The sequence below is a fragment of the Paraburkholderia sp. AV2 genome (assembly GCF_054968425.1).
Genome location: NZ_JBANLK010000043.1, coordinates 42,091 through 56,489, shown reverse-complemented (window position 1 = coordinate 56,489; position 14,399 = coordinate 42,091). Strand labels below are relative to the sequence as shown.

Here is a 14,399-nt window from a genome sequence, read left to right as displayed (position 1 = left end):
GGGGGGGGGGGGGGGGGGGCCCCCCCCCCCCCCCCCCCCCCCCCCCCCCCCCCCCTTCGGCCACCTGCCATACCGTCAAGAACAAGGAGCTAACCATGACCGTGCTGCTGACCTGGGTGATCAACGCGCTTGCGCTGCTGATCATCACCTGGCTCGTGCCGTCGATTCACATTCGCAGCTTCGGCACCGCGCTGATCATCGCGCTCGTGCTCGGCCTCATCAACGCCGTGCTGCGCCCGGTGCTGATCCTGCTCACGCTGCCCGTGACGATCGTCACGCTCGGCCTCTTCATCCTCGTGGTGAACGCGCTGTGCTTCTGGCTCGCGGCTTCGCTGCTCAAAGGCTTCGAAGTGTCGGGCTTCTGGTCGGCGTTCTTCGGCTCGATCCTCTACAGCATCGTGTCGTGGCTGCTGTCCGCCCTGATTTTCGGCAACCGCAGCCTCTGAGGCGCCGCAGCGGCAACCCATCATGAAACCGATCGAACTTTCATTCGAATTTTTCCCGCCCAAGACGCCGGACGGCGTGGAGAAGCTGCGCGCCACGCGCGCGGAGCTCGCCACGCTCAAGCCCAAGTTCGTCTCGGTGACGTTCGGCGCGGGCGGCTCGACGCAACAGGGCACGCTCGACACCGTGGTCGACATCGCGAAGGAAGGCATCGAGGCGGCGCCGCACCTTTCGTGCATCGGCGCCTCGAGGGATAGCCTGCGCGAGATCCTCGCGGCTTATCGTTCGCACGGCATCCGCCATATCGTCGCGCTGCGCGGCGACCTGCCTTCGGGCATGGGCGAAATGGGCGAGTTGCGCTATGCCTCGGACCTCGTTGCGTTCATCCGCGCGGAGACCGGCGACGCGTTCAACATCGAAGTGGCCGCGTATCCCGAGTACCATCCGCAAGCGCGCTCGCCGCGCCACGATCTGGACGCGTTCGCGCAGAAGGTGAAGGCGGGTGCGGATTCGGCGATCACGCAGTACTTCTTCAATGCCGACGCGTACTTCCGTTTCGTCGAGGACGCCCGCAAGCTCGGCGTGGACGTGCCGATCGTGCCCGGCATCATGCCGATCACGAATTACTCGCAGCTGATGCGTTTCTCCGAGATGTGCGGCGCGGAAGTGCCGCGCTGGATCGCGAAGCGTCTGGAAAGCTTCGGCGACGACCGCGAGTCGATCCGCGCGTTCGGCCTCGACGTGGTGACGGAGCTGTGCCGCCGCCTCACCGAAGCGGGCGTGCCGGGCCTGCACTTCTACACGCTCAATAGCGCTGCGGCCACCAAGGCCGTTTGCGAGCGCCTCGGCTTCTGAGGCGCAGGCGGCGCGCGAACGCCGCGACGAACTCGATCGACAGACCGCGCGGCTCCTGTCACATGGCAGGGCCGCGCGGTTTTTTATGCACGCTCGAATCCATTCGAGTTGCGTATCAAATACCATCTGGATTGACGGCCATCATACGTCTGCGCTGGAGGGGCGGCGACAATAGAAAGTTATGCGTTTTGCGCGTGTTTTGCATACGCATCACGCCGCTTGCTCGTGACCGCAGCATGGTCTCGGGCAAGATGCGCCAAGCCGGTTCCGGCCGGCACAGAACTGGAGGAAACATGAACGAAAATAAACTGTTGCGCGCTGCACGACGGTCCTCTTGCCTCGTGCTTGCGGCCGCAACGATGGCTGGAGCCCCTCTCGCGCAGGCCGAAAGCATTCCGAACAAAACGCTCGTCTACTGCTCGGAAGGCAGCCCCGCCGGCTTCGATCCCGCGCAATACACGACGAGCGTCGACTTCAACGCGAACACGTTCACGGTCTACAACCGCCTCGTCGAATTCGAGCGCGGCGGCACGAAGGTCGAGCCCGGTCTCGCGCAGTCGTGGGACGTTTCCGCCGACGGCAAGACCTACACCTTCCATCTGCGCCACGGCGTGAAGTTCCAGACCACGGCGTTCTTCAAACCCACGCGCGAGTTCAATGCCGACGACGTGGTGTTCACGTTCCAGCGCATGCTGGATCCGAACCAGCCGTTCCGCAAGGCGTACCCGGCGTCGTTCCCGTACTTCACCGACATGGGCCTCGACAAGCTGATCGCCAGGGTCGAAAAGGTCGATCCGTACACGGTGAAGTTCACGCTGAACGAGCCGAACGCGCCGTTCATCCAGAACATGGCGATGGAGTTCGCCTCGATCCTCTCGGCCGAGTATGCCGATCAACTGTTGAAGGCCGGCAAGGCCGCCGACATCAACCAGTATCCGGTGGGCACGGGACCGTTCGCTTTCAAGAGCTACACGAAGGACGCGACCATCCGCTTCGAAGGCAATCCCGACTACTGGAAGCCGGGCGCGGTGAAGATCTCGAAGCTGATCTTCTCGATTACACCGGACGCGAGCGTGCGCGTGCAGAAACTCAAGCGCGACGAATGCCAGGTGATGAGCTATCCGCGTCCCGCCGACATCGCCCCGCTCAAGCTGGAACCGAATATCGCCATGCCGTCGCAGCCGGGCTTCAACCTGGGCTATCTCTCGTACAACGTCGAACACAAGCCGCTCGACAAGGTCGAGGTGCGCGAGGCGCTGGACATGGCGATCAACAAGAAGGCAATCATCGATTCGGTGTACCAGGGAGCGGGTCAGCCCGCCACCAACCCGATGCCGCCCACGCAGTGGTCGTACGACAAGAGCCTGAAGGCCAATCCGTACGATCCGGCGAAGGCCCGCGCGCTGCTCGCGAAGGCCGGTTTGCCGAACGGCTTCGAGATCACGCTGTGGGCGATGCCGGTGCAGCGCGCGTATAACCCGAACGCACGCCTGATGGCCGAGATGATCCAGGCCGACTGGGCAAAGATCGGCGTGAAGGCGAAGATCGTCACGTACGAATGGGGCGAGTACATCAAGCGCGCGCACGCGGGCGAGGACGACGCGATGCTGATAGGCTGGACGGGTGACAACGGCGACCCCGACAACTGGCTCGGCACGCTGCTGGGCTGCGAGGCCGTTAACGGCAACAACTTCGGCAAGTGGTGCTACAAGCCGTTCGACGATCTGGTCCAGAAAGGCCGCGTGACGTCGGATCAGGCGCAGCGCACGAAGTACTATACCGAGGCGCAGCAGATCTTCGCCCAGCAACTGCCGTTCTCGCCCATCGCGCACTCGACCGTCTATCAGCCGGTCAGCAAGAAGGTGATCGACATGCGCATCGAGCCGCTGGGCTACGCGCGCTTCGACGGTGTGAGCGTGCAGTAACATCGGGCGAGTGGTCGTTCGGCCCGTCGGCCCTGCAACCAGGACGACTGGCCGGATCAGGTCCGGCGACCGGGGTCACGAGCCCCCGTCGCCGGTCGCGCTTTATTGTCAAACTCGTCTTCAGACTCACTTCAAGCTTTGGGGGGAGCACAACATGTTCCGCTTCGTGTTGCGCCGGGTCGGCATGGTGATACCCACCTTCATCGGCATCACCATGCTGGCGTTCGCGCTCATCCACCTGATTCCGGGCGATCCCATCGAAGTGATGATGGGCGAGCGCGGCGTCGACCCGCAGATGCATGCGGAGGCGATGCATCGCCTCGGGCTCGACGAACCGCTGCCGCTTCAGTATCTGCACTACGTCGGCCATGCGCTGCAGGGCAATCTCGGCACGTCGATCATCACCAATACGAGCGTGATGGGCGAGTTCCTCGCGCGCTTTCCCGCCACCGTCGAGCTCTCGATCTGCGCGCTTCTCTTCGCGCTCGTGATCGGCCTGCCCGCGGGCGTGTTCGCGGCGCTCAAGCGCGGCACGCTCGTCGATCACGGCGTGATGGGCACCGCGCTCACCGGCTACTCCATGCCGATCTTCTGGTGGGGCCTCATTCTCATCATGGTGTTCTCGGCGAAGCTGGGCTGGACGCCGGTTTCGGGGCGCATCGCCGTGGAGTACGACATTCCGCACGTGACCGGCTTCATGCTGATCGACTCGCTCTTGCCCGGCACCGACGAAGGCTCGTTCCGCTCCGCGCTTTCGCATCTGATCCTGCCCGCCATCGTGCTCGGCACGATCCCGCTCGCGGTGGTCGCGCGCATGACGCGGTCTTCGATGCTCGAAGTGCTGCGCGAGGACTACATTCGCACCGCGCGCGCGAAGGGGCTTTCGCCCGCGCGCGTGATCGTCGTGCACGCGCTGCGCAACGCGCTGATCCCCGTCGTCACCGTGATCGGCCTGCAGGTCGGCACGCTGCTGGCGGGCGCGGTGCTCACCGAAACGCTGTTCTCCTGGCCCGGCATCGGCAAATGGCTCATCGACGCGATTGCGCGCCGCGATTATCCGGTGGTGCAGGGCGGCATCCTCATGATCGCGACGCTCGTGATCCTCGTGAATCTCTTCGTCGATCTTCTGTACGGCGTGCTCAATCCGCGCATCCGCCATACGAGGTAATCGCGCCATGACGATGCCAACCCCACAATACCTGAAACGAAACGAGGAGGCGTGATGGCCGACATTCAGAACGCCGCGCCCAAAACGCTCGCGCCGCCCTCGGGCCGCCTGCTCGTGCTGCGCGAATTCTGGGCGAACTTCGCGCAGAACAAAGGCGCCGTGGGTGCCGGCGTCATCGTGCTCGTGCTGGTCTTCGTCGCGATCTTCGCACCGTGGATCGCGCCGCACAGTCCCATCGAGCAATACCGCGACTACGTGAAGATTCCACCCGCCTGGCTCGACGGCGGCAACGCGAAGTTCCTGCTCGGCACCGACGAAGCGGGCCGCGACATCCTCTCGCGCCTCATGTACGGCGCGCGCCTTTCGCTCTGGATCGGCTGTGTTTCGGTGGTGCTCGCGCTGATTCCGGGCGTCGTGCTCGGGCTCGTCGCCGCGTTCTTCGAGAAGTGGGCCGACACGCCCATCATGCGTCTCATGGACGTGCTGCTCGCCTTGCCGTCGCTGCTGCTGGCGGTGGCCGTGGTCGCGATCATCGGTCCGGGCCTCACCAACACGATGCTCGCGATCGCGATCGTCGCGCTGCCGGGCTATGTGCGTCTCACGCGCGGCTCCGCGCTCGGCGAGTTGCACAAGGAGTACGTCACGGCCTCGCGCGTGGCCGGCGCGGGCACGCTGCGGCTGATGTTTTCGCAGGTGCTGCCCAACTGCACGGCGCCGCTCATCGTGCAGGCGACGCTCGGCTTTTCCTCGGCGATTCTCGACGCCGCCGCGCTCGGCTTCCTCGGCCTCGGCGTGCAGCCGCCGCGGGCGGAGTGGGGCGCGATGCTCGCCTCGGCACGCGACTATATCGACAGCGCATGGTGGATCGTCACGATGCCCGGCCTTTCGATCCTGATTTCGGTGCTTGCGATCAACCTGCTCGGCGACGGGCTGCGCGACGCGCTCGATCCCAAGCTGAAACGGATGGCCTGAGATGAACGATCAGAGCAATATCCAGACGAATGCGCTGCTGAGCGTCCGCAATCTGGCGGTGAACTTCAACGGCCTGCCTGCCGTGGACCGCGTGAATCTTTCCGTGGCGCCCGGCGAGGTGCTCGGCATCGTCGGCGAATCGGGCTCGGGCAAGAGCGTGACGATGATGGCGCTGATGGGCCTCGTCGACGCGCCCGGCAAGGTGAGCGCCGACTCCATCGCATTCGACGGCCGCGACCTGCTCAGCGCCACGGGCAGGGAGCGCCGCAGGATCGTGGGCAAGGACATCGCCATGGTGTTCCAGGACGCGCTCACGAGCCTCAATCCGAGCTACACCGTCGGCTTCCAGATCAAGGAAGTGCTGAAGCTGCACGAGGGCCTGCGCGGCGCCGCGCTGCACGCACGCGCGCTCGAACTGCTCGACCAGGTGGGCATACCCGACGCGAAGAACCGCATCGACAACTTTCCGCACCAGATGTCGGGCGGCATGAACCAGCGCGTGATGATCGCGATGGCCGTGGCCTGCAACCCGAAGCTCCTGATCGCCGACGAACCCACCACGGCGCTCGACGTGACGATCCAGGCGCAGATCATGGAACTGCTCGTGCATCTGCAGAAGGAACGCGGCATGGCGCTCGTGCTGATTTCGCACGATCTCGCCGTGGTGTCCGAGGTCGCGCAGCGCGTGGCCGTGATGTACGCGGGCGAGATCATCGAGACGAACCGGGTGTCCGACATTTTCGCGCGGCCGCATCACCCCTACACCGAGGCGCTGCTCGCCGCGATTCCCGAGCACAACAAGGGCGCGAAGCGCCTCGCGGCGCTGCCGGGCATGGTGCCGGGTCGCGACGACCGGCCCGGCGGCTGTCTCTTCGCGCCGCGCTGCCGGTATGCGGTGGACGATTGCCGGAAGGCGCGTCCCGCGCTCGGGCCGCTGCCGGGCAGCATGACCGACGTGGGCGCAGCGTCGCTCGCGCAGGTTCGCTGCATCAAGCCGCTCAATCTAGCGGCAACCCAGACGAACGGAGGCGCGCAATGAACGCGGTTCCCCACCCCACGCCCCACACGCCTCAAACGCCCCGCGATGCGGGCCGCGACGACGATCGCGTGCTCGTCGCCGAGGATCTGAAGAAGTACTACACCGTTCGGCGCGGTCTGTTCGGCGAGAGCACGGTCAAGGCGCTCAACGGCGTTTCGTTCTCGCTCGCGCGCGGCCGCACGCTTGCCGTGGTCGGCGAATCGGGCTGCGGCAAGTCCACGCTCGCGCGCCAGCTCACGATGATCGAGCCGCCCACGGCGGGCCGCCTTGTGATCGACGGCGAGGACGTCGCGCGCGCGAGCGGAGAGAAAGCCGCCGCACTGCGCCGCCGCGTGCAGATGGTGTTCCAGAACCCGTACGCCTCGCTCAACCCGCGCAAGACCGTGGAAGAGACGCTGGGCGAGCCGCTCGCGATCAACACGAAGCTGACGGCCGGCGAACGCGCGGACCGCATCGCGCACATGATGCGTATCGTCGGCCTGCGGCCCGAGCATGCGAGTCGCTATCCGCATATGTTTTCGGGCGGGCAGCGCCAGCGCGTGGCGATCGCGCGCGCGATGATCCTCGATCCGCAGATCGTCGTGGCCGACGAACCCGTCTCCGCGCTCGACGTGTCGATCCAGGCGCAGATCCTGAACCTGTTCATGGACCTGCAGGAACAGTTCCGCACGAGCTACGTCTTCATCTCGCACAACCTTTCGGTGGTGGAGCACGTGGCCGACGACGTGATGGTCATGTACCTCGGCGGCATTGCCGAGCTGGGCGACCGGAGGACCGTGATCGGGCAGCCGCGCCACCCTTATACGCGGGCGCTGCTCTCCGCCACGCCCGCGATCTTCGCGGCCGACCGGCGCGTGAAGATCCAGCTCGAAGGCGAGCTGCCTTCGCCGCTCCATCCGCCCTCGGGCTGCACGTTTCATCAGCGCTGCCCGTATGCGATCGAGCGGTGCCGCAAGGAGGTTCCGGGGCTTCGCGAAGTGGACGGTCGTCAGGTATCCTGCCATCGTGCTGAGGAGGTGGGGGAACAGGATGGGCGGCCCATGCCGGCCTGATGAGACAGCGGCGCGTTGCGCGACGCGCCGCCTGCGTACAGCCGGTGGCCGTATCGCTTCGGTCCTGCGTGCGCTATGGCGTATGCCGAAGCGTACTGCCGCGCGTGTAGCCGTGGGCGCGTCGCTCGCGCTGGCGGTCGCGTTCGGGCCTTCGTTCGTGCCTGCGGCGCTCGCGGGCGGCTCCGCCGGCAATACGCCCGGCATCCGGCCGCCCATGCCGGTGCCGGGTGCGCCCTCGACGGGCGCGGGCATCCCCGGCTTCCACGCGCCGCCCGCGGTGCCGAGCTACGCCTCGGGCACGACCGCCGGCGGTCCCGTGCGCGTGCAGCCGGCGCGCATGCCGTACTACGTCGCCACGCGCGGCACGACCACCATCTACGTGCTCGGCACGCTGCACGTGGGCGATCCGGCCGACTATCCGCCGAACCAGCCGTTCCGCCCGTCGATCCTCGCGGCGCTCAACGCCTCGCCCACGCTCGCCCTCGAACTCTCGCCCGACGATCTGCTCGTCTCGCAGGACGACGTCTCGAAATATGGCGTGTGCTCGCGGCCCTGCCTGCCGCAACTGCTGCCCGATCCGCTATGGCAGAAGCTGGAGGCGCGCCTGCGCGGCAATCCCGAGGCGCTCGCCGAAATCCGCCGGATGCGACCGTGGCTCGCATCGCTGCTCGTGGAGACCTACGATTCGCTGAGCGCGGGCCTGCAGACCGAGTACGGCACCGAGGCGCAGTTGCAGAACGTCTTTCTGCGGCTCAAGGGCCGCCGCATCGTGGGGCTGGAGACGCTTTCCGAGCAGATGCGCGCGTTCACGCGCCTCACGCTGGCCCAGCAGCGCGAGATGCTGGCCCAGGATCTCGCGCAGACGCCGGCGCAGAACGCCGCCGACGTGCAGACCTTGCTGCACCTGTGGCGCGTGGGCGATGCCGACGCGATTGCCGCGTGGGAGAGCGCGCGTTCGGAGAAGCTGGCGCACGACCCGCGCGTTTCCGATTCGATCGACGAACGTATCCTCTACGCGCGCAATCGGCGCTTCGTCTCGCGCATGCTGCAGATCGCCGCGCCCAACAAGCCGCTCTTCGTTGCCATCGGCTCGCTGCACCTGGGCGGCCCCAAGGGGGGGCGGGCGCTGCGGCGCCAGCACGGCTTCAATGTCGATCCGGGGTGAGCGCCGCGCGCCTCAAAACCCGAGCAGATTCAGCAGCACGATATTGCAGACGAGAATGCCCAGTGCGGTCGGCACCTGCACGCGGATCACCGCGTTCTTGTCCGGCAGTTCGAGCAGCGCGGCGGGCACGATGTTGAAGTTCGCCGCCATCGGCGTCATGAGCGTGCCGCAGTAGCCCGAGAACATGCCGATGGCGGCCATCATTGCCGGGTTCACATGGAACACGCCCACGAGCACCGGCACGCCCACGCCGCCCGTCATCACCGGGAACGCCGCGAAGCCGTTGCCCATGATGACCGTGAAGAGCGCCATGCCCACGCAGTAGACCGCCACCGCGACGAAGCGCAGGTCCATGTCGATGTACGACGTCGTGACGTGCGCGACCGCCTTGCCCACGCCCGCGTCCGAGAACACGAGCCCGAGCATGCCGAGCATCTGCGGCAGCACCGCCGCCCACGAGAGCGCGTCGACGAGCCGGCGGGTCTCCTGCATCGACTGGCCGACGCTGTCGCGCGTGATGAGGCAGGCGATGGCGAGCGCGATCACGCAGCCCACGCCGAAGCCCACCAGCGTGACGTTCTTCGGTTCGAAGAGCGGCGTGCCGCCGAACACGAGGTGGCTCGCGGCAAGCGTGACGAGGACGGTGACGAACGGGATCGTCAGCGCGGGTACGAAGAGGCGGTTGCCGAGGCGCTTCGCGCTCGCCATGCGCGCTTCGAGCGACAAGACCTTCGGCTTCGCGGCCGTCACCCCGCCGAAGCCGGCGATCAGCGCCATCGCGATCACGAGCGCACCCACGACCTCGGCGGGCAGCTTGTCGCCGGCGAGGAAGATCAGCGCGTAGAGCAGCCAGAAGCCGCCGGCCGTGAAGCGCCGCGGATGCGCGCGGTCCGCGACGATCATGCCGCCCACGATCAGGAGCACGATGCCGAGCAGCCAGAACAGGTAGTCGATAGTGAGCGTCATGCCTCGTCTCCCTGTCCCATGCCGCGCTGTCGATCCGGCGTTGGGGCTTCGGCGCCGGCTCCGGTTCCGTCCAGAGCGGCACCGCCGTCCTTGCGCGCACCGCCCAGCTCGCGCTCCAGCCGGCGGTCGAGCAGCCAGAGCCGCGTGGCGTGGATCGCGAACGCGCAGAGCGCTGTCGGGATACCCCAGAGCGCGACATGCATCGGCTCCGCGCTCACGCCCGCCTCCTTGAGCAGCGTGGTCATCAGCACGACCGCGCCGAAGGCGACGAAGATGTCCTCGCCGAAGAAGAGGCCCACGTTGTCGGCGGAGGCCGCATAAGCGCGCAGCGTGTAGCGCACGGAGTCGGCGAGCTTGCCGAAGCGGTTTTCGGCGGCGCCTTCGGCCATGGGCGCGATGAGCGGACGCACCATCTGCGGGTGGCCGCCGAGCCCCGTCAGCCCGACTGCGGCCGTGATCTCGCGCACGAACAGGTAGACGATCAGGAGGCGTCCCGCGGTAGCCGCCTGGATGTTGCCGATCTAGATCTGCGCGCGCTCGCGCAGCCCGTGGCGCTCGGAGAGGCCGATCACCGCGAGCGGCAGCAGGATGATGAGCGGAATGTTGCGGGTCTTGATGAAGCCGGTGCCGATGGCGGCGAGTATCTTGCCGGGCGGGAACCCGGCGGCGAGGCCTGTGGCAATGGCGGCGGCGGCCACGATCAGCATCGGATTGAAGCGCAATATGAACCCGACGATGATCACGGCCACCCCGATGAGGGGCCACAGGCTGACGGTGGTGGGCATCTCGATCTCCTCCGGATAATTGGTGTTTTCGTGAGTGCCGCTTCTTGTTCAGTCGCCTGCCGTGTCCAGGGGGCGCACGCCGATGCCCGCCTCGTCGAGCGCCGCGCGGATGCGCCGCGCGAACGCCAGCGCATGCGGCCCGTCGCCGTGCAGGCAGATGGTCTGCGCATTGAGCGGCACCCATGCGCCATCCACGGCCTGCACGCGCTGTTCGCGGATCATCGCGAGCGTGCGCGCGAGCACGGTCTCTTCGTCGTCGAGCAGCGCGCCCGGCTCGCTGCGCGGCACGAGCGAGCCGTCCGCGCGGTAGCCGCGATCGGCGAACACTTCCTCCACGGCAGCGAGCCCCGCGTTGCGCGCGGCCGTCACGAGGCCGCTGCCCGCGAGCGCGAACACCGCCACCGAGGGGTCGAAGTCGTGCACGGCGGAGACGATCGCATCCGCGATTTCCGCGTCGCGCGCCGCCTGGTTGTAGAGCGCGCCGTGCGGCTTCACGTGGGCGATGCGCCCGCCCTCGGCCTGGGCGATCGCCGAAAGCGCGCCGAGCTGGTAGAGCACGCCCGCGTAGATTTCCCCGGCCGGAAGGTGCATCTCCTTGCGGCCGAAATTTTCCGGATCGTTGAAGCTCGGGTGGGCGCCGATCGACACGCCCTTGCCGACGGCCCAGCGCACGCATTCCCGCATCGCGTTGGCGCCGCCCGCATGCCAGCCGCACGCGATGTTGGCGGAGCTGACGAGATCGAGCAGCGCTTCGTCGGAGCCGCAGCCCTCGCCGAGATCGGCGTTCAGATCGATGGTGGTCATGGTGTTCCTCCTGGCGCTGTTGCCCTGGGTTGTCCTGCTTGTCCGGTGTCGCTGCTGCTGGGCTACGCGCGTGGCGCCGCCGCCCGGCGGCTCGCGTAGCGTTCGTCGTGCATGGCGATCGCGATGTCGATCTGCCGCAGGTAGGTCTGTTCCTCTTCGAGCGCCTTGCGGGCCGCCGCGGGCGTCGTCTCCACGAAGCGCACGCCGCCGTTCAGGCGGACCTGCGCGAGCTTCCAGAGGTCGGCGCGGATCACCGAGCCGATCTTCGGATAGCCGCCGGTGGTCTGCGCGTCGCTCATCAGCACGATCGGCTGGCCGTTCGGCGGCACCTGGATCGTGCCCGGCAGCACCGCGTGCGAGAGCAGGTCCACGCCGCTCTCGCGTTCGAGCGCCGTGCCCGAAAGGCGGTAGCCCATGCGGTTGCTGTTCGGCGTAACGAGCCATTCGTCCGACCAGAACGTGCGATGCGCTTCGGGAGCGAAGCTGTCGTATTCCGGGCCGCGCAGCACGCGCACCGGCACCGCCCATGGGAGGCCGTCGGGATGGCGCCCGCGCCGGTGAGGGGCTTCGCCGGTGAGCACCCAGTTGCACAGCGCCGGCGCCTTGACGCCGAATGGCGGCGCGCCGGTTGCGAGCGACGCGCGCTCGCCGCCGGGCGCGGCGCTGGCGCCGGTCGCGAGCCGGTCGCCGTCCTTGAGCGCGCGGCCGGCGAGGCCGCCGAAGCCGGCGGAAAGATCGGTGCTGCGCGAGCCGAGCATCGGCAGCACGTCGATGCCGCCCGCCACGCACACATAGGCGCGCATGCCGCGTTTCGCGCCGCCTAGCACGAGCTCTTCGCCCACGGCGACGGGCAGGCTCCACCACGACCAGACGGGGCGGCCGCCGAGCGTCGCGCCGAACTCGGTGCCGGTGATGGCGATGCGCGTCGCGCGCGCGAAGCGCAGCGCGACGGGGCCGAAGGTGACTTCGATGCCGGCGGCGTCGGACCGGTTGCCGACGAGCCGGTTGCCGACTTCGAGCGCGAGCGGATCGAGCGCGCCGCCCGTCGCGATGCCCAGATGCCGGTAGCCCGGCCGGCCCAGATCCTGGATCGTGGTGAGGGGGCCTGAGCGGAGCACTTCGATCACGCGAGGAGCTCCGCAATGGTGAAGCGCACGCGGTCGCCGGGCATGAGCAGCGCAGGCGGCGTGCGCGCGGGGTCGAAGAGCGCGAGCGAGGTGCGGCCGATCAGTTGCCAGCCGCCCGGCGACCGCGCGGGATAGATGCCCGTCTGCTCGCCGCCGATGCCCACCGATCCGGCCGGCACGGCAAGCCGCGGCTCGCGGCGGCGCGGGGTGTGGAGCGCGGCGTCGAGTCCGCCCATATAGGCGAAGCCGGGCTGGAAGCCGAGGAAGAACACGACATAGACGCCCGCGGCGTGGCGCGCGGCCACGTCGGCGGCGGCGAGGCCCGTGTGACGCGCGACGACTTCGAGGTCGGGACCGCCCTCGCCGCCGTACGAGACGGGAATCTCGACGTCGCGGCCCGCGTACGGCGCGGCATCCGCGTCGCGCCAGGCGGCTTCGAGCCACCCTGCGAGCTCGTCGGCGTCCGCCTCGAGCGGGTCGAAGATGACGGTCAGGTTGTTCATGCCGGGCACGACCTCGCGCACGGGCGCCCAGTCTCGCGCGAGCGCGGCGACGGCCCAGACGCGGCGCTGGACTTCGAGCGTGGCGGGCGGCGGCGCTTCGCAGACGAGCGCCACGTCACCAAGCGGAAAGATGCGTGGAGTAGGGTTCGGCATGGCGGTTAAAGGATGCGGTTCCTCACAGGATTGTGCCTCGCCGCGGCGCGGGCCGCGCGAATCGTCGCGGCGGCTCGCTGTGCGTAAGGGTGGGAGCGTTGCGCGTAAGGGCGGGAGGCCAGAGCGGCCGCCTTTCCTTGTTTGGGACACATTGTCGATAAATTACCTACAATATCTCAATAAGAGTTTTCGCCAGGCGCTGGCTCCCTCGCGCACCACTACACTCTCGACACGATCCTTTCCGACCACGGGTTCTCCTCATGTCGCGCCAGCCGACCAAGATCGTTTCGTCCGAGCATCTCGTCTCCGAATCGAGCGCCGAGCTTTCCGAACTCGAATACGCCCTCATCATGGCCAGCAACGCGTTCAACCGCTGGATGGTGCGCTGCATGTCGGCGGCGGGCGTGAAGGACATGACGGCCGTCGAAGTGTCGCTGCTGCATCACGTGGGACATCGCGATCGACGCAAGAAGCTCGCCGACATCTGCTTCGTGCTCAACATCGAGGACACGCACGTCGCCACCTATGCGCTGAAGAAGCTCGTTGCCAGAGGGTATGTAAAAAGCGAGAAGAGCGGCAAGGAAGTGTTCTTTTCGGTTACGCCCGAGGGGCGCGACCTGTGCCTGCGCTACCGCGACGTGCGCGAAAGCTGCCTGATCGCCACGCTCAAGGAAAGCGGCCTCAGCAACGAGCAGATTGGCGACGCCGCACAGATCATGCGCAACGCGTCGGGACTCTACGACACCGCGGCGCGCGCGGCGGCTTCGCTTTAAGTTGCGCGCCGCGTGTGGGTGTGTGTCAGGGCGCGCCGAGGCGCGAATCCAGTCGCGGCGTGAGATGCGTCGCGGCGTCGGTGACGATGGCGTCGAGCGGCAAGTCGTGCGCTTCGCGCTCGGGCACGCCCTCGTCGATACGGCACGCTTCCCAGGCGACGCCCACGGTAATCGGCAGGCGCTCGCCCGGCCACGCGGCGAGCGTGCGATCGTAATAGCCGCCGCCGTAGCCAAGGCGGTAGCCTTGTGCGTCGAAGCCCACGCAGGGCACGAGCAGCAATTCTGGTACCACGCGCTCCTGCGATGCCGGTTCGGGGATGCCGTGATGACCTTCGCGCAGGAGTGCCTCGGGGATCCACGCATAGAACGCGAGCGGCGCGTGACGCTCGGGAATGCCGGGCAGCGCCGCGCTGCGCGACGACCCGTCGCGTAGCCAGGCGGCGATCCACGTACGCGCGTCGAACTCGCCGCGCAAGGGCCAGTAAAAGCCGATCGAGCGCGGCGCGAGACGTTCGACGAGCAAGCCAAGACGCTGCTCCAGCGCAGCGCTGAGCGCCACGTCCGACGCGGCTTCGAGACGTGTTGCAGCGAGTGTTGCGCGCCACGTCTTTTTGGATTGAGCGCGGGGGTTGCGTGCTATGCTTGGGCTCACCTCGTGCTCCAGAAAT

At 67.5% G+C, this 14,399-nt stretch carries 14 protein-coding genes and 1 pseudogene; 9 read left to right on the top strand and 6 right to left on the bottom strand.

The genetic code is table 11. From position 1 onward, the window contains the following. The first annotated feature begins 95 nt into the window (after nt 1–95). The 8 genes from V8683_RS24460 (at nt 96) to V8683_RS24425 (ending at nt 8,620) form a co-directional block, all read left to right on the top strand. Complete coding sequence (locus V8683_RS24460; RefSeq protein WP_411188203.1) at nt 96–446, top strand: phage holin family protein; 351 nt, start codon at nt 96–98, stop codon at nt 444–446. Nucleotides 447–468: 22 nt separating this feature from the next. Then, nucleotides 469–1,299 (top strand): methylenetetrahydrofolate reductase [NAD(P)H], encoded by an 831-nt coding sequence (gene metF / locus V8683_RS24455; protein WP_411188204.1) that lies wholly within the window; start codon nt 469–471, stop codon nt 1,297–1,299. A 293-nt stretch (nt 1,300–1,592) separates the two neighbouring features. Next, nucleotides 1,593–3,224, top strand: a complete 1,632-nt coding sequence (locus V8683_RS24450) for an ABC transporter substrate-binding protein (protein ID WP_411188205.1) — start codon at nt 1,593–1,595, stop codon at nt 3,222–3,224. A gap of 154 nt (nt 3,225–3,378) precedes the next feature. Then, nucleotides 3,379–4,392, top strand: a complete 1,014-nt coding sequence (locus tag V8683_RS24445) for an ABC transporter permease subunit (RefSeq protein ID WP_411188206.1) — start codon at nt 3,379–3,381, stop codon at nt 4,390–4,392. Nucleotides 4,393–4,446: 54 nt separating this feature from the next. Then, entirely contained in the window at nt 4,447–5,364 is a 918-nt protein-coding gene (locus tag V8683_RS24440; RefSeq protein ID WP_411188207.1) for an ABC transporter permease subunit, read from the top strand. A gap of 1 nt (nt 5,365) precedes the next feature. Further along, nucleotides 5,366–6,403 (top strand): ABC transporter ATP-binding protein, encoded by a 1,038-nt coding sequence (locus V8683_RS24435; protein ID WP_411188208.1) that lies wholly within the window; start codon nt 5,366–5,368, stop codon nt 6,401–6,403. Next, nucleotides 6,400–7,455, top strand: a complete 1,056-nt coding sequence (locus V8683_RS24430) for a peptide ABC transporter ATP-binding protein (protein WP_411188209.1) — start codon at nt 6,400–6,402, stop codon at nt 7,453–7,455. The genes V8683_RS24435 and V8683_RS24430 overlap by 4 nt, the downstream gene beginning before the upstream one ends. Next, a complete protein-coding gene (locus V8683_RS24425; RefSeq protein WP_462880685.1) occupies nt 7,433–8,620 on the top strand; it encodes a TraB/GumN family protein in 1,188 nt (395 codons plus the stop codon). Before V8683_RS24430 ends, V8683_RS24425 begins: the two co-directional genes overlap by 23 nt. Before the next feature lie 12 nt (nt 8,621–8,632). On the opposite strand, the gene V8683_RS24420 is transcribed toward V8683_RS24425, so the two are convergent. From V8683_RS24420 to pxpB, 5 genes and pseudogenes are all read right to left on the bottom strand, one after another. After that, nucleotides 8,633–9,586 (bottom strand): DUF979 domain-containing protein, encoded by a 954-nt coding sequence (locus V8683_RS24420; RefSeq protein ID WP_411188211.1) that lies wholly within the window; start codon nt 9,584–9,586, stop codon nt 8,633–8,635. Then, a pseudogene (locus V8683_RS24415) lies at nt 9,583–10,371 on the bottom strand (DUF969 domain-containing protein). The gene V8683_RS24420 and the pseudogene V8683_RS24415 overlap by 4 nt, the downstream one beginning before the upstream one ends. Before the next feature lie 48 nt (nt 10,372–10,419). Then, nucleotides 10,420–11,175, bottom strand: a complete 756-nt coding sequence (gene pxpA, locus V8683_RS24410; protein ID WP_411188212.1) for a 5-oxoprolinase subunit PxpA — start codon at nt 11,173–11,175, stop codon at nt 10,420–10,422. Between the two features lie 62 nt (nt 11,176–11,237). Then, on the bottom strand, nt 11,238–12,302 hold the full coding sequence (locus V8683_RS24405; protein WP_411188213.1) for a 5-oxoprolinase subunit C family protein: 1,065 nt from the start codon (nt 12,300–12,302) through the stop codon (nt 11,238–11,240). Beyond that, nucleotides 12,299–12,958: a 5-oxoprolinase subunit PxpB gene (gene pxpB / locus V8683_RS24400; RefSeq protein ID WP_411188214.1), complete on the bottom strand. Its 660-nt coding sequence runs from the start codon at nt 12,956–12,958 to the stop codon at nt 12,299–12,301. Before pxpB ends, V8683_RS24405 begins: the two co-directional genes overlap by 4 nt. Nucleotides 12,959–13,218: 260 nt before the next feature. On the opposite strand from pxpB, the gene V8683_RS24395 reads away from it, so the two are divergent. Then, complete coding sequence (locus tag V8683_RS24395; RefSeq protein ID WP_411188215.1) at nt 13,219–13,731, top strand: winged helix DNA-binding protein; 513 nt, start codon at nt 13,219–13,221, stop codon at nt 13,729–13,731. A gap of 25 nt (nt 13,732–13,756) precedes the next feature. On the opposite strand, the gene V8683_RS24390 is transcribed toward V8683_RS24395, so the two are convergent. Next, nucleotides 13,757–14,395 (bottom strand): 5-formyltetrahydrofolate cyclo-ligase, encoded by a 639-nt coding sequence (locus tag V8683_RS24390; protein WP_411190476.1) that lies wholly within the window; start codon nt 14,393–14,395, stop codon nt 13,757–13,759. Between the last annotated feature and the right edge of the window lie 4 nt (nt 14,396–14,399).